General features: G+C 71.0%; 17 protein-coding genes. 11 read left to right on the forward strand and 6 right to left on the reverse strand.

All coding sequences use genetic code 11. From position 1 onward, the window contains the following. The first annotated feature begins 111 nt into the window (after positions 1-111). A complete protein-coding gene (locus tag EHO50_RS13900; protein ID WP_128430313.1) occupies positions 112-999 on the forward strand; it encodes a hypothetical protein in 888 nt (295 codons plus the stop codon). Between the two features lie 364 nt (positions 1,000-1,363). Beyond that, the gene (locus EHO50_RS13905) at positions 1,364-2,758 is read left to right on the forward strand and encodes a tannase/feruloyl esterase family alpha/beta hydrolase (protein WP_128430316.1); all 1,395 of its coding nucleotides are present in this window, start codon (positions 1,364-1,366) and stop codon (positions 2,756-2,758) included. A gap of 2 nt (positions 2,759-2,760) precedes the next feature. Here EHO50_RS13905 and EHO50_RS13910 read toward each other — a convergent pair whose 3' ends face one another. Beyond that, a complete protein-coding gene (locus tag EHO50_RS13910; RefSeq protein ID WP_053751218.1) occupies positions 2,761-2,943 on the reverse strand; it encodes a hypothetical protein in 183 nt (60 codons plus the stop codon). Positions 2,944-3,232: 289 nt separating this feature from the next. Here EHO50_RS13910 and EHO50_RS13915 point away from each other — a divergent pair, with 289 nt between their 5' ends. Both EHO50_RS13915 and EHO50_RS13920 read left to right on the forward strand, forming a co-directional pair. Continuing rightward, positions 3,233-6,085 carry a DEAD/DEAH box helicase gene (locus EHO50_RS13915; RefSeq protein ID WP_128430319.1) on the forward strand — a complete coding sequence of 951 codons (2,853 nt, stop codon included), beginning with the start codon at positions 3,233-3,235 and terminating at the stop codon, positions 6,083-6,085. Beyond that, on the forward strand, positions 6,082-7,371 hold the full coding sequence (locus tag EHO50_RS13920) for an SWIM zinc finger family protein (RefSeq protein ID WP_128430321.1): 1,290 nt from the start codon (positions 6,082-6,084) through the stop codon (positions 7,369-7,371). Before EHO50_RS13915 ends, EHO50_RS13920 begins: the two co-directional genes overlap by 4 nt. Positions 7,372-7,681: 310 nt before the next feature. Here the strand turns inward: EHO50_RS13920 and EHO50_RS44980 are convergent, their stop codons facing one another. Both EHO50_RS44980 and xylA read right to left on the reverse strand, forming a co-directional pair. Then, a complete protein-coding gene (locus tag EHO50_RS44980; protein ID WP_246101140.1) occupies positions 7,682-7,936 on the reverse strand; it encodes a hypothetical protein in 255 nt (84 codons plus the stop codon). A gap of 470 nt (positions 7,937-8,406) precedes the next feature. Further along, entirely contained in the window at positions 8,407-9,573 is a 1,167-nt protein-coding gene (xylA, locus tag EHO50_RS13930; protein ID WP_128430324.1) for a xylose isomerase, read from the reverse strand. A 203-nt stretch (positions 9,574-9,776) separates the two neighbouring features. Between xylA and xylB the strand changes: the two genes are divergently transcribed. The 5 genes from xylB to exaC all read left to right on the forward strand — a co-directional run bounded on the left by xylB (position 9,777) and on the right by exaC (position 16,567). Then, positions 9,777-11,222, forward strand: coding sequence for a xylulokinase (xylB, locus tag EHO50_RS13935; protein ID WP_128430326.1), 1,446 nt, complete (start codon positions 9,777-9,779; stop codon positions 11,220-11,222). 15 nt (positions 11,223-11,237) lie between these two features. Beyond that, positions 11,238-12,446 carry an ROK family transcriptional regulator gene (locus EHO50_RS13940; RefSeq protein WP_128430329.1) on the forward strand — a complete coding sequence of 403 codons (1,209 nt, stop codon included), beginning with the start codon at positions 11,238-11,240 and terminating at the stop codon, positions 12,444-12,446. Positions 12,447-12,932: 486 nt separating this feature from the next. Further along, positions 12,933-13,532: an N-acetylmuramoyl-L-alanine amidase gene (locus EHO50_RS13950; RefSeq protein WP_181449613.1), complete on the forward strand. Its 600-nt coding sequence runs from the start codon at positions 12,933-12,935 to the stop codon at positions 13,530-13,532. 84 nt (positions 13,533-13,616) lie between these two features. After that, positions 13,617-14,933 carry a GAF domain-containing protein gene (locus EHO50_RS13955; protein WP_128430334.1) on the forward strand — a complete coding sequence of 439 codons (1,317 nt, stop codon included), beginning with the start codon at positions 13,617-13,619 and terminating at the stop codon, positions 14,931-14,933. Positions 14,934-15,043: 110 nt separating this feature from the next. Continuing rightward, positions 15,044-16,567 (forward strand): acetaldehyde dehydrogenase ExaC, encoded by a 1,524-nt coding sequence (exaC, locus tag EHO50_RS13960; protein ID WP_128430337.1) that lies wholly within the window; start codon positions 15,044-15,046, stop codon positions 16,565-16,567. 458 nt (positions 16,568-17,025) lie between these two features. Here exaC and EHO50_RS13965 read toward each other — a convergent pair whose 3' ends face one another. Continuing rightward, positions 17,026-17,979, reverse strand: coding sequence for a LysR family transcriptional regulator (locus EHO50_RS13965; RefSeq protein ID WP_128430339.1), 954 nt, complete (start codon positions 17,977-17,979; stop codon positions 17,026-17,028). 173 nt (positions 17,980-18,152) lie between these two features. On the opposite strand from EHO50_RS13965, the gene EHO50_RS13970 reads away from it, so the two are divergent. Further along, positions 18,153-19,271, forward strand: a complete 1,119-nt coding sequence (locus EHO50_RS13970; protein ID WP_128430341.1) for a PrpF domain-containing protein — start codon at positions 18,153-18,155, stop codon at positions 19,269-19,271. Positions 19,272-19,378: 107 nt separating this feature from the next. After that, on the forward strand, positions 19,379-20,632 hold the full coding sequence (locus EHO50_RS13975) for an SLC13 family permease (protein WP_246101141.1): 1,254 nt from the start codon (positions 19,379-19,381) through the stop codon (positions 20,630-20,632). 293 nt (positions 20,633-20,925) lie between these two features. Here the strand turns inward: EHO50_RS13975 and EHO50_RS13980 are convergent, their stop codons facing one another. Together EHO50_RS13980 and EHO50_RS13985 are read right to left on the reverse strand one after the other, a co-directional pair. Next, the gene (locus EHO50_RS13980; protein WP_128430344.1) at positions 20,926-21,669 is read right to left on the reverse strand and encodes a TetR/AcrR family transcriptional regulator; all 744 of its coding nucleotides are present in this window, start codon (positions 21,667-21,669) and stop codon (positions 20,926-20,928) included. Positions 21,670-21,694: 25 nt separating this feature from the next. Next, entirely contained in the window at positions 21,695-22,897 is a 1,203-nt protein-coding gene (locus EHO50_RS13985) for a serine hydrolase domain-containing protein (RefSeq protein WP_128430347.1), read from the reverse strand. Positions 22,898-22,914 lie beyond the last annotated feature (17 nt).

Below are 22,914 nucleotides of genomic sequence, written 5' to 3' on the forward strand. Positions count from 1 at the left end.
CGCCCCGTCCGTTCGGAAAACTGCAGCTCCGGGTGTGTCTGGGAGTCGTGACAAGCGGCTTCCGGTCGCATTAGGGTGCGCGCCGATGGACGAACCGATGGGGAGGCTGGGATGGCCGGGACGGACGAGGAGGCCGTCGCCGCCGCGGACGATGCGCTCTATGTGCTCACGGCGGTGCTGCTGACGCCGGCGAAGTTCCCGAGCGTGCTGGGCGACGACTATCCGGAGGCCTGCGCGGCGCTCGGCCTCGCGCCGCTCGCCGACGGCTACGGTCTGGTACTCGGCCAGGACGGCGACGGCGCGCGGTGGACGGTCGTCATCGACGACGTCTCCCTGGTCGCCGTCGCCATCGCCTCTTGGGACTGCGGCATGGAGTACGACCTGTCACCCGACGAACGTACGGTCGTGGCCGCACTGCCCGGATGGCCTCTCGCGGTCGCCGTCGCCGCCCCCAATGTGCCCGCGCCGCACGATCCCGGCCCCGAGATCGCGGACGGTCCGCCGCTCGCGCCGCCGGACACGAGCGTGTGGGGGCCGGCCCAGCGGCGCCTGGGCGCCGACGAGATCGCGTTGCAGTGGGCGATCTGGCGGGAGCAGCTCGACGACGCCGACTTCGCGACAGCGGGCGGCACATCGAAGGCCGCCGAGGCGGCGGGCGAGGGCGACAGGGGCGAACAAGGACACAGCCAGGGCGAGGCCCAGATGGGCGAGCAGGGCAACAGCCAGGGCGGCCACAGCGGCATCCGGCGGGTCCTCGCCGAGGCACGCGCGTACGTGGACTCCCCACCGCCCCTCGGCCGCGTCCGGTCGTCGTTCGCGCCGGGCGACGCGCGGACGCTGCGCGCGGACGGCCCCGGCTGGTCGCTCGTCGCCAGGACCGACGACATCGCGTTCGTACTTCTCGACGACGAACCCGGCGAGGTCCTGCCGGTGGGCCGGGGCCCTGAGCTGCCCGGGCTGCTGGAAGCGCTCGACAAGATGGCCGTCCGCCCCAGCTGAGCCATACGCCGGCGACACGGCAGCGGGCGGCGGCCCTGGGACGCCTGCCAGCGTCCGGCGCAGCTGCCGTCTCCGTCACGGCCCTGGCATCCGGCACGGCTGCCGTGTACGGAGCGTCCAGGGACCGCCGGGACGGCGTGCGCCACGCCTCCCGTCCGAAGTCATTGCCCTCACGGAGAGGCACCGGGTGTCCTCCCACCAGTCTTGGGTCCCTGCGCAGCGGCGTGTCTCCGGGCCCCATTGGGCGGCGGCGTTCCATGTGGCCCCAGCCCATGGAAGGCGCGGAGCCAGGGACGCAGCATGAGGCAGCCTTCGCGGCTCCGCTCTCTCTGCTGCCCTCGACTCCCGCCTTCCAGGAGGCCTCATGCGCCTGTCCCAAGGTGTTCCGTTCGTTGCCGCCACGCTGCTGACCGCCGCCCTCACCTGGCCGACTCCCGCAACGGCCACGGCAGTTGACGAACACCACTGCTCCCGTGAGGAGCGCCTGCGAGTGCCGGGCGCGGCCTTCCAGCAGAGTGCCTGCCTCGCGGATCTGACCACGTCCGGGCTCGCCGGCACGCCGCACACCGACATGGCCGACCAGGCCGGACTGACGGCACGGGGCACCCGGACACCGGCCGGGGTTCCCGGGATCCAGATCGACGGCTACTTCCCGGACTCCTCCCGCTTCAACGCAACACACGGCTGGCGCCACGACGCACAGTTCGTGATCCGGCTGCCGGACCGCTGGAACGGCGGACTGGTCGTCACCGGAGCCCCGGGCACCCGCAGGCAGTACGCAACGGACACGGCGATCTCCGACCAGGTGCTCGCACTGGGGTACGCCTACGCGGCGACCGACAAGGGCAACAACGGCGCCGACTTCTACCGCGACGGCAAGCGGCCCGGGGACGCGGTCGCCGAATGGAACGCACGGACCACCCAGCTCACCCGGGCCGCCCGCAAGGCGGTGGCGCAGCGCTACGGCCACGCTCCCCGCCGTACGTACATGACCGGCATCTCCAACGGCGGCTACCTCACCCGCTGGCAGCTGGAGAACCATCCCGAGCTGTACGACGGCGGCGTGGACTGGGAGGGCGCCCTGTGGACCGCGGACGGCCCCAACCTGCTCACCTCCCTACCCACGGCAGTGGCACGCATGCTCGGCTCCGCGCGGGACGAGGACCTGTACGCGGTCGGTTTCGCGCGCGGCTCCGAGTTTCTGTGGCCCTACCACGAGCAGGCCTACTGGGGGGTCACGCAGAAGATCTACCGCGCCGAGTTCGACCCGGCGTACGACCCCGGCTGTCCCGGCCCGTCCGCCGGGACCACGCCGGGACAGATCCTGTCGCCGTGCGCATCCGATGCCACGTACGCCTATGCGTCGCGCCCGGCGTCCGTCCGCCGCGCCGTGGCCCGCGTGGCGCTGACCGGGCGCATCGGCAGACCTCTGATCACCCTGCACGGCGATCTGGACGCGCTGCTGCCGAAGGCCGCCGACTCGGACATGTACGCCCGCATGGTCGACTCGAGCGGGCGGGGCGCACTGCACCGCTATTTCACGATCGCGGGCGGCACGCACGTCGACGGGCTGTACGACACCTATCCCGACCGGCTCCGGCCGATCCTGCCCTGCTACCGGTCGGCCTTCGACGCGCTCGTCTCATGGGTGGAGCGTGGCACTCCACCGCCCGCGGACCGTACTGTCGGCAGGCCCGCGAGCGGCGATGTGCTCAACTCCTGCGCGCTGTCCACTCCGGTCGCTACGGCGGCCAGGTGATGTCAGCGACCGAGTTCCTTGCGCGTGGCGCGGCGCAGCCTGCGCCGCTGTGACGGGTCGAGCGTGAGATACGCGGCGGCCGGGACCCCCAGGACTATCAGGAGCGCCGCCCACCAGGGCAGCCAGATCAGCAGGATGAGACCGACCGCCACACCTCCTGCGGCGATCTTCGCGTTCTTCGACATGTGCGTCGCCTCCTTCGCGGCCACTGCCGCTCTCTGACCTGAAAACGGGTCCGCGCTTCCAGCGGTTCCGAACCGCGACCCTGAGACGACCCTGAGGTGCGGCCCCTACTGGTCACGGAGATCCGATGACAGTCGATGTGCGGTCGACGCACCGGGCTCCGCACAGGGGAGATACCCAGCCGGCCGATGTGTGACCCAGGTCATGATGCAGGCATGCCGGGTGATTCCTCGCGATGCTGTACCCTCGGCCACTCGCCTGAGTAGTCAAATTTGAGGAGTGCTGTAGAGCGTGCCGAGGCTTCCCGAGGCAACACCGTCCGAGATCTCCGAACTGGCCTGCTGCCGAGCCGTTTTCGTACCCGGTGATCCGGCTCGCACCGGCCGGGTCGCCTTCTGGCGAACCGACGGCGTCGCTGTTCCGCTCGTCGCGTCCGATTCCTTCGAGGAGCTGTCCGTCGTCCTGCCCGGCGAGGACGGCGTCGAGCTGGTGAACGTGCCGGCCGTTGTGCTGCCGGTACGCGCCGCCCTGCCTGTGCTCACGCGGGTGCGTGCCTCCGCGCAGGCTCACCGGGCGGCCGCGTTCTGGGGCACGGCCGCCGTGCTGGCCCTGCAATTCGTGGCACGCGGCCTGCTGCTGCCCGGCCTCTCGGCAAAGGATCATGACGCCTGGCGCGCCGGTCCCCTGCGCCCGGAGGACGTCGAACGCATCCGCGATCTTGCCGCCGCGATGCCGCCAGAAGCGCACGCCGTGCCGCTGGAGGGCGTCGAGCCGTTGAGGCTGCCGGACCCGGAGCGGCTGCTGCGGGCCTTCCTGGACGCGGTGGCCGACGCGCTTCCCCGCTCCCCTGCGGCGGCGCTCGTGACAGGCACACCCGCCTACGCGGCTCAGGAGCCGCAGCATCTGCCCGAACAGCGTGCGTGGGCCGCCGATGTCGCCTCCGGCCACGACGCGGGCGTACGGCTCTCTCTGCGGCTCGAGGTGCCCGGCCTCGACACGGCGACGCAGGATGACGCAGGGCTGTCGTTCCGGGCGGTGCTGCAGGTGCACAGCGTGAGTGATCCGACACTGGTGGCGGATGCGGGCGACGTGTGGGCGGGATCCGGCGTCTTCGGTCCGCGCGCGCGGATGGACGCCCTGCTGGCGCTGCGCCGGGCCGCGCGGGCCTGGAATCCGCTGACACCGTTGCTCTCGGCCGCAGTGCCGGACGCCGTGGAACTCGCCGACGACGAGGTGACCGACCTCTTGGGAGCGGGCACGCGAGCCCTCGCCGGGGCCGGCGTCGACGTGCACTGGCCCAGGGCGCTGGCCCGCACACTGACGGCCCGCGCGGTGATCGGTCCGCCGGACGACGAGTCCGCGCCCGGCAGGGTCTCCTCGGACACGCCGTCGTTCCTGTCCGCCGACGCGCTGCTCGCCTTCAACTGGTGGTTCGCGCTGGGCGACCAGCAGCTCTCGCGCGAGGAGCTGGACCGGCTGGCAGAGACGAACCGCCCCATGGTGCGGCTGCGCGACCAGTGGGTCCTCGTCGATCCTCAGGAGGTGCGCCGGGCCCGCGCGCAGCAGGATCGCAAGGTGACGCCCATCGACGCGCTCGGCGCCGCTCTGACGGGCTCCACCGAGGTGGACGGCCGCCAGGTCGAGGTGCGGCCCACGGGCTGGCTGGGGGCGCTGCGCGAGCGCCTCGCGGACCCCGAGGGACAGGAGCCGGTGGGCCAGCCCGCCGCGCTCGCGGCGACGTTGCGGGACTACCAGCGGCGTGGCCTGAGCTGGCTGGCCCGGATGACGTCCCTGGGTCTGGGCTGCTGTCTGGCCGACGACATGGGCCTCGGCAAGACGATCACGCTCATCGCGCTGCATCTGCACCGGCAGGCCGACGCCTCGTCAGCCGGTCCGACGCTGGTGGTGTGTCCGACCTCCCTGATGGGCAACTGGCAGCGCGAGATCGAGAAGTTCGCGCCCGGCACGCGTGTGCGCCGATTCCACGGGTCTCGGCGTGATCTGGAGGCCGTGGCGGACGGTGAGTTCGTGCTCACCACATACGGCACGATGCGGATGGACGCGCGCCGGCTCACCGAGGTGCCGTGGGGCATGGTCGTGGCGGACGAGGCCCAGCACGTGAAGAACCCTTACTCGGCGACCGCGCGGGAGCTGCGCTCCATCGGCGCACGCGCGCGCGTGGCGCTCACCGGCACCCCCGTGGAGAACAATCTGTCGGAACTGTGGGCGATCCTCGACTGGACGACGCCCGGCCTGCTGGGCCGCCTCGGGACGTTCCGCGCGCGTTATGCGCAGGCCGTCGAGGGCGGCCAGGATCCGGCCGCCGCGGAACGCCTCACCCGGCTCGTACGACCCTTCCTGCTGCGTCGGCGCAAGTCGGATCCCGGAATCGCGCCGGAGCTGCCACCGAAGACGGAGACGGATCGTGCCGTGTCCCTCACCGCGGAACAGACGGGTCTGTACGAGGCCGTGGTCCGCGAAACGCTGGCGGAGATCTCCGGAGCCGACAGCATGGCGCGGCGGGGTCTGGTCGTGAAGCTCCTGACGGCTCTGAAGCAGATCTGCAACCACCCGGCGCAGTTCCTCAAGGAGGAGCGGCCGAGGATCCCCGGGCGGTCGGGGAAGCTGGAACTGCTGGACGAGCTGCTCGACACCATCCTCTCCGAGGGGTCGAGCGTTTTGGTCTTCACACAGTACGTGCGCATGGGACGCCTCATCGAACAGCATCTGGCGGCCCGCGCCATGCCCTCGCAGTTCCTGCACGGCGGAACCCCCGTGGCCGAGCGCGAGGCCATGGTGCGGCGCTTCCAGGACGGCGAAGTGCCCGTCTTCCTGCTGTCGTTGAAGGCGGCGGGCACCGGCCTGAACCTCACCCGCGCCGAACATGTCGTGCACTACGACCGCTGGTGGAACCCCGCCGTCGAGGCGCAGGCCACGGACCGCGCGTACCGCATCGGCCAGACCCGGCCCGTGCAGGTGCATCGGCTCATCGCCGAGGGAACGATCGAGGACCGTATCGCCGACATGCTGAGCCGCAAGCGGGAGTTGGCCGATGCGGTGCTCGGCGCCGGCGAGGCGGCGCTGACGGAGCTGACAGACGCGGAGCTGGCCGATCTGGTGGAACTGCGAGGGGGCGCACGATGACTCGACACGACGGTGACATGGAGCGCACGTTCGCCGCGTTGCCGCCCGCGCGCGGGCGGGGGTTCGCACAGACCTGGTGGGGTCAGGCCTGGCTGAAGGCGCTGGAGGAGACGGCGCTGGACTCGGAGCAGCTCAAGGCCGGCCGCAGGCTCGCACGCGCGGGAGCGGTCGGTGCGGTGTCGGTGCGCCCGGGACGCATCACGGCCGTCGTGCAGGGCCGCGACCGTACAGCGCACCGGGCCGACGTACTGCTGGAGGAACTGACCGGCGAACAGTGGGACCGCTTCCTTGACATGGCCGTCGAGCGGGCCGGCCATGTCGCCGCACTGCTCGATCGCGAGATGCCACCGCACCTGGTGGAGGACGCCGCCGCCACAGGCATCGAGCTGCTGCCCGGCATGGGTGATCTGGAGCCGGAATGCGGCTGCGAAGCCTGGGACCACTGCGGCCACACAGCGGCCCTCTGCTACCAGGTGGCACGGCTGTTGGACCAGGACCCCTTCGTCTTGCTGCTGATGCGCGGACGGGGCGAACATGGCCTCCTGGACGACCTCCAGGCCCGCAGCGCCACGCCCGCGCACAAGTCGTCGGAACCGTCCGCGTCGTCCGAGCCGGAGGGCGTGGAGGCCGCCGAGGCGTACGCGACAGGCGACATCCTGCCGCCGCTGCCCGTCCTGCCCGAGCTGCCCGCAGAGCCGGGAGTACCACCTTCCCTGGACACCGAGACGCCTCCAGCACCCGGCGTCGACCCGTCCGCGCTGGAGTTCCTGGCCGCCCGGACCGCCGCGGAAGCGCACCGCATGCTGGCGGAGGCTCTGCGCGCCGGTCCGGAACAGCAAGCCATAGAAGCGGAGTTGACGCTCGACCAGGACGCGGTCCGTCTGGCGGCCTCCGGCTCCTCCTCCGTGAGCGTGGCACAGCGGCTGGCCGACGGCTCGGGACGCGGCCACGAGGGGCTGGCGCCGGCCGTACGCGCCTGGCGCCTCGGGGGCGTCGCCGCGCTGTCCGTGCTCGACGAGGAGTGGACCGTCGAAGGCGAGGCGCTCGCACGCGCGCGTGCCGCCCTGGACTCGGCCTGGGACGAGGACGAACGACCGTCGCTGCGGGCGCAGGGCAACCGGTGGACGGTCATCGGTGCGCCGAGCCAACTGCGTCTGGGACGGGACGGACGCTGGTGGCCGTACCGAGAGGAACGCGGCCGCTGGGTACCGGCGGGAGGCCCTGCGCAGGATCCTGCAACAGCGTTGGCCTCGGCGCAGCTTGCGACCGAGGAGGAACAGCCGTAGGGCCCATGCTCGGTGAGCGCCCGTCGTCCCGCATTCACGGCACGGTCGTACCGTGTTCCTCGCCGGCTCCAAATCCGGCCGCTGTCAGCGCACTTGCTCCTCAGGAGGCCGGAAAGCGCGGGCGTGTTCGACGCGCAGGGCCGGCTGGTCGACAGTGGTGTGGAGACGTCGGTAGTGATCTACGTGCGGTTACTGCGCGGCACCTGACGGCCGATTCAAGACACCTTGCTCGCGTGTGGCACGCATGTGTGGCCGCTGCGGAGCGCCACGCACGCGTACCGCGCGCATCCGCACCCAGCCGGTGCCTTGGCTACGGCAGCTCGTCCGCCAGCGAAGGAAGGAGCGATTCGAGACCGCTCGGAAAGCCGCTGGGCAGCTCGGTGGGGAACCCGGAAGGCAGCGATGTCGGCAGCTCGCTCGGCAGTCTGCTGGGCAGCTTGGTCGGGATGCTGAAGGACGGCCTGGGCGAGCCGCTCGTGCTGCTCTCGGCGGGCGGCTTCTCGTCGGGCGAGTCGTCGCTGCCCGAGACCATCAGGACCACGGCCACGACGGCACCGACGGCCACGATGGCGACGAGCAGGATGAAGAGCGGATTCCGCCGACGCCCCGGTCCACCGCCTCCCTCGGGCGGTTCCGGCGGCGGCCAGCCACCGTACGAGGTCGGGCCGCTGTCACCCGGAGGAGGACCGTAGCCTCCAGGGGCCCCGTATCCCCTGGTGGGCTCATGACCGCCGCCTGTCCCCTGTCCGGGGCCGAAGCCTTCAGGGGGCGGTCCGAAGCCGCCCGGAGGCGGCGTGTCACCCGGGGGCCCGGGCGGCTGAGGCGGTACGGGCGGCATGGCCATACCGTCAAGGGTCGCCTCGCACAGGTCAGGGCGCGACCCCCGCGCAGGAGTTGATACGGGCCCATGCCTTGGATCGCATGATTCCGGAACATTTCGCGCGGAGACCGGTCGACGACCCGTACCGCGTGTGACCGGTTCCCTCCAAGGGCGGTCACACGCGGCCAGGCGGCGTCGGGCACGCGCGTGTGGCCTCAGCCGCGGGCGCCCAGCAGGTGGTCCATCGCCAGCTGGTCGAGGCGCTCGAAGGCCATCCCGCGCGCGGCGGCCGCCTCGACGTCGAACTCCTCGAAGGCCGTGCGGTCCGCGAGCAGCGACTTGAGACCGTCCGCCGCGGTCGGCTGCGCCAGTTCGTCCAGGCGCGAGGCGCGCAGGGCCTCCTGGACCTCCGGGTCGGCGCGGAAGGCGGCCGAACGCTCCTTCAGGATGAGGTAGTTGCGCATGCAGCCCGCGGCCGACGCCCACACGCCGTCGAGGTCCTCGGTCCGCGGCGGCTTGAAGTCGAAGTGGCGGGGCCCGGTGTAACCGGCGCTCTCCAGAAGGTCGACCAGCCAGAACGCCGAGCGCAGGTCTCCGGCGCCGAAGCGCAGGTCCTGGTCGTACTTGATGCCGGACTGGCCGTTGAGGTCGATGTGGAAGAGCTTGCCCGCCCACAGCGCCTGCGCGATGCCGTGCGGGAAGTTGAGCCCGGCCATCTGCTCGTGGCCGACCTCGGGGTTGACGCCGTACAGCTCGGGGCGCTCCAGGCGCTCGATGAACGCCAGCGCGTGGCCGACCGTCGGCAGCAGGATGTCGCCGCGCGGCTCGTTCGGCTTGGGCTCGATCGCGAACTTCAGGTCGTAGCCCTGGGAGGTGACGTACTCGCCGAGGAGGTCGAAGGCCTCCTTCATGCGGTCGAGAGCGACGCGCACGTCCTTGGCGGCGCCGGACTCGGCGCCCTCGCGGCCACCCCAGGCGACATACGTCTCGGCACCCAGTTCGGCCGCGAGGTCGATATTGCGGATCGTCTTGCGCAGGGCGTAGCGGCGCACGTCGCGGTCGTTGGCGGTGAACGCGCCGTCCTTGAAGACGGGGTGTGTGAAGAGGTTGGTGGTGGCCATCGGGACCTTCATGCCGGTCGCGTCGAGGGCCTCACGGAAGCGCTTGATGTGCGCCTCGCGCTCGGTGTCCGAGGACCCGAAGGGGATCAGGTCGTCGTCGTGGAAGGTGACGCCGTGGGCGCCGAGCTCGGCCAGGCGCTGCACCGTCTCGACCGGGTCGAGGGCACGGCGCGTGGCGTCGCCGAAGGGGTCCCGTCCCTGCCAGCCGACGGTCCACAGGCCGAAGGTGAACCTGTCCTCGGGGGTGGGCTGGTAGCTCATGCCGCGGCTCCTTGCTTGCGGACGACTGCTTGCTACGACTCGCTACGACTATTTCGTCATGGCGGTTTACAAATTAGTATGCCGACGCGTCCCTGGGAAGGGACAAGATGTCCCTGAAGGGGTGAGGTCCGGGTCGTGGTCATCCGGGGCACCCTCGAAACAGCAGGTCAGATCCCGCAGAGCCGCGGAAAAGGGAGTACCCGATGTCAGCAGCCGAGGGTCCGCTCGTCGTCGGCGTGGACACGTCCACCCAGTCCACCAAGGCGCTGGTCGTCGACGCGTCGACCGGGCAGGTCGTCGCGAGCGGCCAGGCGCCGCACACGGTGTCTTCCGGGGCCGGCCGCGAAAGCGACCCGCGCCAGTGGTGGGATGCCCTGTGCGAGGCGCTGCGCCAGTGCGGCGACGCCGCGCACGAGGCCGCCGCGGTGTCGATCGGCGGGCAACAGCACGGCCTGGTCACGCTGGACGACCGGGGCGAGCCGGTACGTCCGGCTCTGCTGTGGAACGACGTGCGCTCGGCGCCGCAGGCCCACCGCCTGACCGAGGAGCTGGGCGGCGCGAAGTTCTGGGCCGAGCGCACCGGCTCCGTCCCGGCCGCCTCGTTCACGGTCACGAAGTGGGCCTGGCTGGCGGAGAACGAGCCGGAGGCCGTCCGGGCCACCAAGGCCGTACGCCTCCCCCACGACTACCTCACCGAACGCCTCACCGGGCTGGGCACCACCGACCGCGGCGATGCCTCCGGTACGGGCTGGTGGGCGTCGGGGACGGAGTCGTACGACGACGAGATCCTCGCGCGCGTGGGACTCGACCCGGCGCTGCTGCCCCGAGTCGTCCGGCCCGGCGAGGTCGCGGGCACCGTGCGTGACAGCCACGACCTGCCGTTCTCCAAGGGCACCCTGGTCGCGCCCGGCACCGGCGACAACGCCGCCGCCGCACTGGGCCTCGGGCTGCGTCCCGGCATGCCCGTGCTGAGCCTCGGCACGTCGGGCACGGTGTACGCGGTCTCGAAGCGGCGCCCCGCCGACCCGACCGGCACCGTGGCGGGCTTCGCCGACGCGCACGGCGACTGGCTGCCGCTGGCGTGCACCCTGAACTGCACGCTCGCCGTCGACCGCCTCGCGACCCTGCTGGGCCTCGACCGCGAGGCCGTGGAACCCACCACCGACCTCACGCTCCTGCCCTACCTGGACGGCGAACGCACCCCGAACCTGCCGAACGCCTCCGGCCTCCTGCACGGCCTGCGCCACGACACGACCGCCGGCCAGCTCCTGCAGGCCGCCTACGACGGCGCGGTCCACGCGCTGCTCGGTGCCCTGGACCTGGTCCTGGACGAGGACGCGGACCGCTCGGCCCCGCTGCTGCTGATCGGCGGCGGCGCCCGGGGTACGGCCTGGCAGCAGACCGTACGGCGGCTGTCGGGGCGCCCGGTGCAGGTCCCCGAGGCCAAGGAACTGGTCGCGCTCGGCGCGGCGGCCCAGGCGGCCGGCCTGCTGACCGGCGAGGATCCGGCCGCGGTCGCCCGGCGCTGGAACACCACGCGCGGGCCGGTGCTCGACGCCGTGGAGCGGGACGAGGAGACGCTGGCCAGGATCAGCGGGGTACTCTCCGACGCGGCTCCGCTGCTTCAGCGGAGCCCCGAAGCTCACTGAGGACTGACTTCAGGCATGACCGCACCACTGCACGAAGCCCACCCGGCCGGCCCCGGCCGCGCGTTGCCCAACACCCAGCAGGGCATGCGCCGCCGCAACCTCGCACGGGTGATGCACACGGTGAGTGCCGAGGGGCCGCTCTCGCGTGCCGCCGTCGCCTCCCACATAGGGCTGACCCGTGCCGCGGTGTCCACCCTCGTCGACGAGCTGATCCGCTCGGGACTGCTGGAGGAACTCGGCCCCGAGCGGCCCGGCCGGGTGGGCCGTCCCGGATCGGCGCTGGCCGTCAGCGGGCACGGTCCGGCCGGGATCGGGGCGGAGGTCGGCGTCGACCACCTCGCCGTCTGCGCGGTCGACCTGCGCGGCGAGGTGCGGTCCAGGGCGGTGCGGCACGGCGCGAACCGTGGCCGTGCCCCCGAACCGGTGATCGAGGAACTCATTGAGCTGTTGCGCCGGGTTCTCGCCGAGGCCGAGCGCGAGGGGCTGTGGCCCGCCGGCCTGGCAGTCGCCGTGCCGGGTCTGGTCGCGCGGGACGCCCGTACGGTCGTACGCGCACCGAACCTCGACTGGCGGGACACGGATCTCGGTCCTCTGTTGCCCGTGGACTTCCCACTGACCGTGGGCAACGAGGCCAACTTCGGCGCCCTCGCCGAACTCTGGCTCGGCGAGGGGACTCCGCGAGACTTCCTGCACGTGTCGGCGGAGATCGGCATCGGTGCGGCGGTCGTGGTGGACGGCGGGCTGCTGCACGGAACGCGTGGTTTCGCCGGTGAGTTGGGGCATGTCCCGGTCCAGCCGGACGGGCCGGAGTGCCCGTGCGGGGGGCGGGGGTGTCTGGAGCAGTACGCCGGTGAGGAGGCGGTGCTGCGGGCGGCCGGTCTGGAGTCGGACGAGGACCGCGTCGGGCTGCTCGCCGGGCGGGCCGCCGAGGGCGACGAGGACGTGCGCCGGGCCCTGCGCGATGCGGGAACGGCGCTCGGCGTCGCGCTGACGGGCGCGGTCAATCTGCTGGACCCCGAGAGCGTGGTGCTGGGCGGCGCGCTGGCGGGGCTCGCCCCCTGGCTGCTGCCGTCGCTGGAGGCCGAGCTGGACCGGCGCACCGCGGGGCCCGCCTGTCCGGTGTCCGTGTCGCGGCTGGGTCCCGAGGGGCCGTTGCTGGGGGCCGCGCACTCGGTGGTGCGAGCGGTGCTGGACGATCCGGTGGCGGTGGCGGAACGGGCCTGATTCCAGGATGAGTTCACTCGTGTGAGTGAGCGAGTTATCCACAATCCCGCGGCTGTCCACGGAAATCCGGCTCGCTCTTCTGCCCAACCCGACCGCGCCGTACCGTGATTCACGCGAGGCGCAGCTGTTGTGTCATGGCGACGGGGCGCATCGGCGTGAATGGGGGATTCACATGTCGGGGGATACGGCGGGGCAGGACAGTGCAGGGCTGCGGCGCGACGCGATCGGGTTGCCGTGGTGATCGTCGAGTTGCTCAAGGGGCTCGCCACGCCCTGGCCCCGCATCGAGTCGGACACGCACATCATCTCGACGGGTTCGGCCCGGCCACTGGAGGACGCCTTTCGGATATCCCAGCTCGACCTGTCCGCAAGCAGTGGCTGCCCGCACACGAGACGCACCGCGGACTTCATGGCCGGCTGTGGGAGACAGCAGCGACTCTGCGCTGAGCATCCCCGCCGGCATCAACACCGAAAGGCAATCCCTCCTTTGGAACGCGCAAGACCACGCCCCACCCGACGGCGCATCCTCCAGGGCACCGCCCTCGCCTCCGTCCCGTACGTCCTGCTCCCCGAACGGCGGGCCGGTGCCCATGTCCCGGGGCCTGACTACCCGCTCGCCGCGTGGCGACCGGCGAGCACCGCCAACTACACGGGGGCGAACCGCCCCACGACCCACCTGGTCGACCGGGTGATCATCCATGTGACACAGACCACCTACCCCAAGACCCTGTTCGTCTTCGAGAACCCCAGGAAGAAGGTGTCCGCCCACTACGTCGTCCGATCAGGAGACGGACACACCTCCCAGTGCGTCCGCGAGGCGGACATCGCCTGGCACGCCGGGGACTGGGACCACAACGCGCGCAGCATCGGCATAGAGCACGAGGGCTGGGTGGACCAACCCGGCTTCTTCACCGGCGTCCTGTACGAGAAGTCGGCCCTGCTGACGGCGGCGATCTGCGAAAGGTACGGCATCCCCAAGGACCGGGAGCACATCATCGGGCACTACGAGGTTCCTGGCACGGATCACACCGATCCTGGTCCGCACTGGGACTGGACGCGCTACATACGACTGGTCAACTCGGCCTGAGACGGGCCGCAACCGACCGAACCGGTGTGCCCGCTCAGGTGAGCCCCGTCGAAAAGGTTGTCCGCCCGCGTACCCGGAGTGACGATGTCCCCAGCCGCATCGCCGTCCGGGGAGGCCGAGTTGACCGATCCGTGGGTGGCCCTGGAACCGGGGGCCGACCCCGCCGAGCGTGTCCGGGTACTGCGTCGTGCGCACGAGACGTTCACCGAGGTGGGCACAGTGCCGCAGCCGGTGCGTTCGGTGGTGGCCGATTCGTGGCGGCGTTCCGCGCGGGCCGGGGTGGGCCCGGACGGGACGGCGAGCGTAGAGCTCGCGGACAGCGATCTCGGCGCCTATCGCGCAGAGCATCCGCTGGCGCGGGTGATGCCGCTGTTCCGGGAGCTGTTGGGCACGTTTGCCGCCGACGGCGAGCATCTGCTCGCGGTGTGCGACGCGCACAGCAGGCTGCTGTGGGTCGAGGGCCATCCGATGACCCGGCGCAGGGCGGGGCGGATGAACTTCGTGCCGGGCGCGCGGTGGGCGGAGACCGCGGTCGGGACGAACGCGCCGGGCACGGCGGTCGCAGTGGACCGGCCGGTGCAGGTGTTCGCGGCCGAGCATTTCATCCGCCAGGTGCAGCCCTGGACCTGTGCGGCGGCGCCGGTGCACGATCCGCGTACCGGGCGAGTGCTCGGGGCGGTGGACATCACCGGTGGCGACGGGCTCGCGCATCCGCACAGCCTGGGGTTCGTGCAGGCGGTCGCGCGTGCCGCGGAGTCCCATCTGGCGCTGCTCGCCCCGCCGGTGCCCGCGGCAGACACACCGGAGCTGTCCGCGCTGGGCCGCGACGAGGCACAGTTCGTCAGCGGTGGCCGCCGGGTCAGGCTCAGTCGCCGGCACAGCGAGATCCTGGTACTGCTGGCCCGCCATCCGGAGGGGCTGACCGGGGACGAGCTGTTGTGCGCGCTGTACGAGGACGAGTCGGTGACGCCGGTGACGCTGCGCGCCGAACTGGCCCGCCTGCGCCGGATACTCGGCCCCGGGCTGCTCGGCTCGCGGCCCTACCGGCTCACGGTGCCGGTCGAGTCGGATGTGGCGGTCGTCGAGCGTCGTCTGGAGACCGGTGCGGTCACGGGCGCGGCCATGGCGTACGCCGGACCGCTGCTGCCCGGTTCCCAGGCACCGGCGGTGGTGCGGCTCAGGCGCCGCCTCGCCGACGGACTCCGTACGGCGTTGATCGCCCGCCGCGACCCCGACCTGCTGGCCGACTGGGCGCACGCGCCGTGGGGCGAGGACGACCTCGACGTATGGCGGGCGCTCGCCACGGTGCGCCCGACGGCGGCGGCGCGGTCGCGGCTGGCCGCGCTGGAGTCCGAACTGTCGGCGCCGTCCGCACGGCCCTCCTGGGAGCGCCGGCCATAACCCTCACCGAACCCTCGCCCCGCGCAACGTACTTGCAACCTCGACGTCCCTAGCCTCGCGCCGAGAGCTGCCCAACGGCGGGCAGCGCTTCTGCAGGGAGGCAGACCAGCATGACCCGTTACGCGGCGCCCGGCACCGAGGGCGCGATCGTCTCCTACCAGGCGCGCTACGACCACTTCATCGGCGGTGAGTACGTGCCGCCGGTCCGGGGGCAGTACTTCGAGAACCCGTCGCCGGTGAACGGGCAGCCGTTCACCGAGATCGCGCGGGGTACGGCGGAGGACGTGGAACGGGCGCTCGACGCGGCGCACGCCGCCGCCCCCGCATGGGGCAGGACCTCGGTGACCGAGCGCGCCGACATCCTGCTCAAGATCGCCGACCGCATGGCGGCGAACCTGGAGCAGCTGGCGGTCGCCGAAAGCTGGGAGAACGGCAAGCCGGTGCGCGAGACGCTGGCCGCCGACATTCCGCTGGCCATCGACCACTTCCGCTACTTCGCCGGCGCGATCCGGGCCCAGGAGGGCTCGCTCGGCGAGGTCGACGACGACACGGTGGCGTACCACTTCCACGAGCCGCTCGGCGTGGTCGCACAGATCATCCCGTGGAACTTCCCGATCCTCATGGCGACGTGGAAGCTCGCCCCGGCGCTGGCCGCGGGCAACGCGGTCGTACTCAAGCCGGCCGAGCAGACCCCGGCGTCCATCCACTACTGGCTCAGCCTGGTCGCCGATCTGCTCCCGCCCGGCGTGGTCAACGTCGTCAACGGCTTCGGCGTAGAGGCGGGCAAGCCGCTGGCGTCCAGCTCCCGGGTGGCCAAAGTGGCGTTCACCGGCGAGACGACGACCGGCCGTCTGATCATGCAGTACGCCTCGGAGAACATCACCCCGGTCACCCTCGAACTCGGCGGCAAGTCCCCGAACATCTTCTTCAACGACGTCTGGGGTGCCGACGACGACTTCCGGGACAAGGCCCTCGAGGGCTTCACGATGTTCGCGCTCAACCAGGGCGAGGTGTGCACCTGCCCGTCCCGGGCGCTGGTCCAGCGCGGCCAGTACGCCGAGTTCATGGAGGCGGCGATCGCCCGCACCGAGCAGATCAAGACCGGCCACCCGCTCGACACGGACACGATGATCGGCGCGCAGGCCTCCAACGACCAGTTGGAGAAGATCCTGTCGTACCTGGACATCGGCCGGCAGGAAGGCGCCAAGGTCCTCACGGGCGGCGAACGCATCGAGCACGAGGGCGAGTTGAAGGGCGGCTACTACGTCCAGCCGACCATCTTCGAGGGCGACAACCGCATGCGGATCTTCCAGGAGGAGATCTTCGGGCCGGTCGTCTCGGTGACGTCCTTCGACGACTTCGACGACGCCATGAAGATCGCCAACGACACGCTGTACGGCCTCGGCGCGGGCGTGTGGACACGGGACATCAACACCGCGTACCGCGCGGGCCGCGCCATCCAGGCGGGCCGGGTGTGGACGAACTGCTACCACGCCTACCCGGCGCACGCGGCGTTCGGTGGCTACAAGGGGTCGGGCATCGGGCGGGAGACGCACAAGATGATGCTGGAGCACTATCAGCAGACCAAGAACCTTCTGGTGTCGTATTCGCCGAGGAAGCTGGGCTTCTTCTAGAGGCACGAAAAAAGGCGCCTGACCTGGGCTTTTGCCCGTCAGGCGCCTTCCTCTCGGTCCATCCGGGGCAAGAACCGACTTACGTCATCACTCCCAGTTCCTCCCACCGCTGTCCCGCTCCTGACCAGTACTTCCGGACCAGTCACGGACCGAAATCCGGCTCACCCTTCAGACTCCGCGCCCTGGCTGACGCGACCGCACTCCTGCATGGACTGCTCGATGAGGCGTGAACCTCGGCTTGCCTGGTCGGCGTCGAGCTCCGTGACCTCGACTGAGGACGGAGATCTTCTCTGGTCCTCCTCCACAGCCGCGCCTTGCCCAGCGGGCAGAGCAGAATGCGACCGGCACTCGGGAGGGGGCATCATTCGGCGGTCGGCGTGCGCTGAGACCCGCGGCGCCTGATGTTCCTCGAGACCAGTGCGAGCCGCTGTTTTGGGGCGCAGCTCGTGGCCGCACCGTCAGCCCCGCCGGACCGCCCCGAGCTGGGCCCGGTGCAGGTCCGGGGCGGTGAATCGCTGCGCCACCGTGCGCAGGACGCGGGCCATCGCCTGGGCGGGTGGGGTGGCGGGGCGTGCCGCGGCGCGTGCGAGGAGGATACGGCGGGTGGGGGCCGGGACGTCGGAGGCGAACGGCAGGAGGCGCACGTCGCTGCGTCGGCTGGTGAGGGCCAGGCGGGGTGCGAGCGCGATGCCGAGACCGGCGGCGACCATGGCCTGTGCCTCCTGGTAGTCGTGCGATGAGTAGGCGATGCGCGGCTCGAATCCCGCCTGGCGACAGCTTCGGCGCAGGACGTCGGCGACGGGGTGGTTGTCGGCGCGGATGATCCACTCTTGGTCGGCGAGGTCGCCGAGGCGCACGGAAGGATGTGTGCGCAGGGGCGAGTCGGCAGGGACGACCAGCACCGTGGGGTCGTCCAGCAGGTGGGTGAGGGTGAGCGCCGGATCGTCGAGGCGGTTCCATTCGTAGTCCCAGAGCAGCCCTTGCTCCACCTCACCGGTGTGCAGCATCTCCCTGAGCTCCGCGAGGACCCCGGCGCGTACCTCGATGCGGATTCCGGTGTGGCGGCGGCGGAAGCGGGTGAGCGCGAGCGGCAGCAAGGACGCGCTCGCCGTAGGGAAGGAACCGAGCCGCAAGGTGCCCTGGTCGAGGGCCGTGAACGAGTCCAAGTCGGCTTGCGCTGCGCGCAGTTCACGGCGGATCGCCTGACCTCGCTCGGCCAGCGCGGCACCCGCCGGGGTGGGGCGGATACCGCGTGGCAGCCGCTCGATGAGGGGCTGCCCTGCCTCCTGTTCCAGCAGGGACATCTGCTGGGAGGCGGCGGAGGTGGTCATGCCGAGGGCTTCCGCCGCGGCAGTGAGTGAACCGCGTTCGGTGGCCTCGGTGAGCAGCAGCAGACGGCGCACGTTGAGCATGCCGTCGACTTTAGCTGAGCTAAACCCACGTGAAGCGAACTGCGATTGTTCCGAAGTCATGCCTCTGCGAAGGTCTCCGCAATCGCCGAGCGGTTCACCGGCCCGCAATGCGCCCGTAACCGCTGCCTCGGCCCTTTCCACCTACCTCCGTTGATCCAGGAAGAGCCTCAGACGTGCACATTCCCGCGACCCTGGTGCGTGGCGGCACAAGCAAGTGCTGGCTGTTCAACCAGGTCGAAGTCCCTGCCGACCGTGGCGACCTCGAAAGGCTGCTGGTCGCCGCGTACGGCGCCACCGACCCCGTGGAGCTGGACGGGGTCGGCGGGGCAACCCCCACCACCTCGAAAGCGGCCGTGGTCAGCGCCTCACCCCGGCCAGGTATCGATGTCGACTACCTGTTCGCTCAAGTCGGCATCGGGACGGGCTCGGTGGAGTGGACGAGCAACTGCGGCAACTGCGCCACCGGCGTCGCCCTGTACGCGGTGACCAAAGGAATGGTTCCGGTCACCGGCGACCGGACACGCGTGGTGATGTGCAACACCAATACCGGCGCGGTCCTCGAAGGGATCGTCGACACCCCCGGAGGCGTGGTGCACCACTTCGGCCGCCAGACGGTACCCGGCACCCGTGCCGGCGGGGTCGCGGTCGGCCTCACCTTCCGCAACCCCGCCGGTACCACTGCCTTGCTGCTTCCCACCGGCAGGACCGCCCAGGACCTGCGGGTCGGCGCCGCCGAGCCGGTACGCGTGAGCATGGTGACCGCAGGAGCGCCGGTCGTCCTTGTCGACGCCGCCAGTGCCGGGCGTACCGGTGCCGAGTCGCTGGAGCGGATGAGCTCGGACGTCCCCTGGCTGCGCACCGTCCGTCATACCGCCGCACCCCTGATGGGGCTGCTCCGGCCGGGCGAGGAACCGGGCGACGCGGTGCCGAAGGTGGGCCTGGTGGGCCCGCCGGTGCCGTACACCACCCCCCTCGGTGAACCGGTCGGTGCCGAGGACTACGACATCTCGGTGCGCATGCTCAGCATGAACGCCCCGCACCCCGCGATCGGCCTGACCTCTGCCGTCGCCGTCGCGGCGGCCGGGCTGCTGGAGGGGTCCGTGGTCTCCCGGATCACGGGCGGCCCGACCGACGAGTGGTTGCGCCTCGGCACGCCCGCCGGCGTCGTCGCGGTCCGCTGCAGCGATGTGAGGGACGGCCTGCCGCACCGGGTCACCGTGCAGCGCGCGGCCCGTCTGCTCGCCGACGCCCGCATCTACGTACCGGAAGCAGGCAGCCCGCAAGCCGCCTGAGCCGCGACGAACATCACCTCGGTGAGGCCGACTCCCAGCCGTCCGCACCGGGATACCCTCGCGCCCTCGGGGCGCGCCACCCCGTCCCCACCGCACCAAGGACAAAGATGTCTGCTGAAGTGATCTCCATAGGCGCCCTGCTGGTGATGTTCGTGGTCGGCACCGTGCTGCCGATCAATCTGGGCATCCTCGCCTTCGTCGCCACCTTCGCGGTCGGCACCGTCTCGCTCGGCCTCACCGAGGACGAGATCTTCGAGGGGTTCCCGGCGAAGCTCTTCGTCACCATCGTCGGAGTCACCTACCTGTTCTCCGTCGCCCGCCGCAACGGCACCATCGACTGGCTCGTCGCGGCCGGGGTGCGGCTGGTACGCGGCAAGGTAGAGCTCATCCCCTGGGTGCTGTTCCTGGTGGCCGCCCTGCTGACGGCGTTCGGTACGTTCACCCCGGCCGCGGTCGCGATCCTCGCGCCGATCGGCATGAACTTCGCCTACCGCTACAAGCTCAACCCGCTGGTCGTCGGCATGATGGTGATCAGCGGCGGGCACGCGGGCGCGTTCTCCCCGCTGGCCGTCTCCGGTGCGCTGGTGCTCGGCCTCGTCGACAAGACCGATGTGCAGGTCTCCGCCGTGGCGCTGTTCAGCGCCAGCTTCGTGATCAACCTGGTGCTCTCGATCCTCACCTACGCCCTTCTCGCCAAGCGTCCCGCCCCCCTGGTCGAGGGCGCCGCGGAGGCAGCCGACGACGAGGACCTCGCCGTCTCCGGCAGGCCCGACTGGCGGCAGTGGCTCACCCTCGCCTCTCTGGTGGCCCTCGTCGTCGGCGCGCTCGGCTTCCACCTGGAGATCGGCTTCCTCGCGCTGGCTGCCGGCGCCCTGCTGGCCCTGGTGGACATGAAGCGGCAGGAGAAGGCCGTGGACGGCGTCAGCTGGTCCACCCTGCTTCTGGTCGCGGGCATGATGACGTACATCGCGATGCTGGAGAAGGCCGGCGTCATCGAGAAGATCTCCGAGCACGCGGCGGGCCTCGGCGCCCCGCTCGTCGTCGCCCTGCTGCTGTGCTTCACCGTGGCCATCACCTCCGCCTTCGCCTCCTCCACCGCGATCCTCACCGCGATCATCCCCATCGCCGTACCGCTGCTGCTCTCCAGCCACCTCAGCGCCGTCGGACTGATCACCGCGCTCGCCGTCTCCACGACGATCGTCGACACCTCGCCCTTCTCGACCAACGGCGCACTCGTCCTCAGCAACGCCCGCGGCGTGGACACCCGCCGCTTCTACCGCCAGGTCATCGGCTACACCGGCGGAATCGTCGCCCTCGGCCCCGTCGTCGCCTGGGGCGCCCTGGTCCTGCCCTGGTCATAGCCCAAAGACCGACGACGAACAGCAGAGGGCGCCGAGCTGGACCACGCACGGCGCCCTCCGTGCTGATTCTGTGTGCAGGACCAGGGGATACAGACGCAGTCGGCGACGGGCAGCGTCTACCGAAGCAACGCTTTCGACGCGCCGCAGCCGAATGCGCCCCTGCGCCTGCGCGGCGCCCCCTGGCGCGTCCACACGGCGAAGTCGAGGTCGAGGGCGGCCACGTCAGCCAAGTCGACAGGGACTCCGCCAGCGCTTGCGCGGTCGCGTCCATTGCCCTGTTGCCCGACGAGGCGTCAGTTCTCCGTATGTTCGCTTCCTTCTGCGCGGGTTGCGCGGGCGCGCTGCGCGCGGAGCTCCACGGCGTCGAGGAGCAGGCCGAGCGCGGTCTCGAACTGGTCCTCTTCGTCGATTTCCGCGAGATAGGGGGCGACCTGTGCCAGGTTCGGGTACCGCTGTGGCGAGGCCGCCAGGTACTCGCGGCGCCAGGCCAGCCGGTCGCCTTCCTGAGCGGCCTTGTCCAGCACGTTGAAGGAAGCCTCGAAGGCGCTGGCGGCGAGTGCCATTTCGGCCAGGACCCGGTAGTACGAGGCCGCTTCGCGTCCATGGAGGCCGGCCTGGAGCAGGGCTCCGATGACCACGTCGGCGCCCTGGAACTCCGGCTCGCGCCGCGAGGTGCGGGCCGCGACCAGGACGGCCACGCCCGGGTGCCGCAGGCATGCGGCACGGATCCGTCGGGCGAGCGACGCGAGGGTCTCACGCCAGCTTTCCGACGGTGCGAAGTCGTGCAGGGCATCGCCGACCAGCCGGGCGGCCAGGCCGAGCAGCAGGTCGTCCTTGCTGCGGAAGTGCCGCAGGACGGCGGTGTGGTCGGCGCCCAGATCGGTGCCCAGCCGACGGAAGGTGAGCGCCTGCGGACCGTCCGTCTCGATCACGGCCATTGCGGTGTCCAGGATCAGATCCGGGGTGAGAAAAGATGCCGGACGCTGCTTCCGCCGCGCGGGAGTGGCTTGTGCCGAGTTGGTCTTCGCGCGTGTCATGGCCGTCATCTTATCTACGGCGTTGTCAACGGTGGTCCTCGTGCAGGTGGTCGGCCACCGCCCGCAGCGCCGTGATGGACTCCGCGTCACGCGAGGGGTCGTCCGCCGTCGGCCACGCGCTGGTCTTGACGATCACCACGTCGGCGTCCGGGTCCACATACAGGTACTGGCCGTGGATCCCCACCGCGGTGAACGGACGTCGCTCGCCGCCGAGTGTCCACCACTTGTTGCTGTACCCGTAGTGCGGGTAGCCGCTGGGGCCCAGCGCGCCGACCTCCAGGTGCGGCACCCCGCGTCCCCGGCTGCGCTTCACCCATTCCTCGGGCAGGATGCGCTGCCCGTTCAGCTCTCCGCCACGGGACATCAGCAGCCCGAGCCGGGCCATGTCGCGGGCGGTGGCATTGAGTGAGCCGCCGGCGATCGCGGTGCGCGGATGCGCCCGGGTGAGCCAGTAGTACGCGTCGTGCTCAGCGCCGATGCGACTCCAGAGGCGCTCCGTGGTGTACTGCGCGAGGGAGCGGCCGGTGGCGGACTCCAGCACCCATCCCAGGACCTGGGTGTCGATCGTCGAGTAGTTGAACTGTGTGCCGGCCTCGGTCGAACGTTTGGCTGAGGACACGACCTCGTGCAGTGAGCCGCCCCCTGTGGCAGCCTCGGCGAACCGGTTGATCAGACTGTCCCGAACGGTGTAGGTCTCCAGGTCACCCACCCCGCTGCTCATGTCGAGCAGATGCTCGATGGTCACCCCGTCGAAGGCGGTGCCCACCAGCCCCTCGCAGTACGCCGTCACCGGCTCGGTCACATCCTTGATCGCCCCCTCGTCGAGGGCGATCCCGATCAGCATCGACGTCACCGACTTGGTCATCGAGAACATCTGGAACCGTACGTCGTTCCCGGCGAAGCGCCCTGGATACGACTCGTGGACGATCTCGCCGCCATGCAGCACGACGAAGGAGGTGGTGTTCGTTCGGGCATGCAGTTCGGCAAGGCTCCGCTCCCGCCCCTCGAAGCCGTAGGTCACTTCCAGGGGGCGCGGTCGCCGGGGCAGGGGGAACACATCCCCGCCGCGGCGGACGTCTTCGGTGGGCAGGAGGAGATTCATGTGAGTGAACGTCCACTCATTGACCGGGCGGCGGGTCATCACCTCGTCCTGGTGGCGCCACAGCCACACCGCCCCGGCGCCCGCCGCGGCGGCTCCCAGCAGCCATCCACCCGCTTCAAAGCGCATTACTGATCCCCTTCATC

The organism is Streptomyces cyaneus, from assembly GCF_004028635.1.
GTDB lineage: Bacteria > Actinomycetota > Actinomycetes > Streptomycetales > Streptomycetaceae > Streptomyces > Streptomyces cyaneus.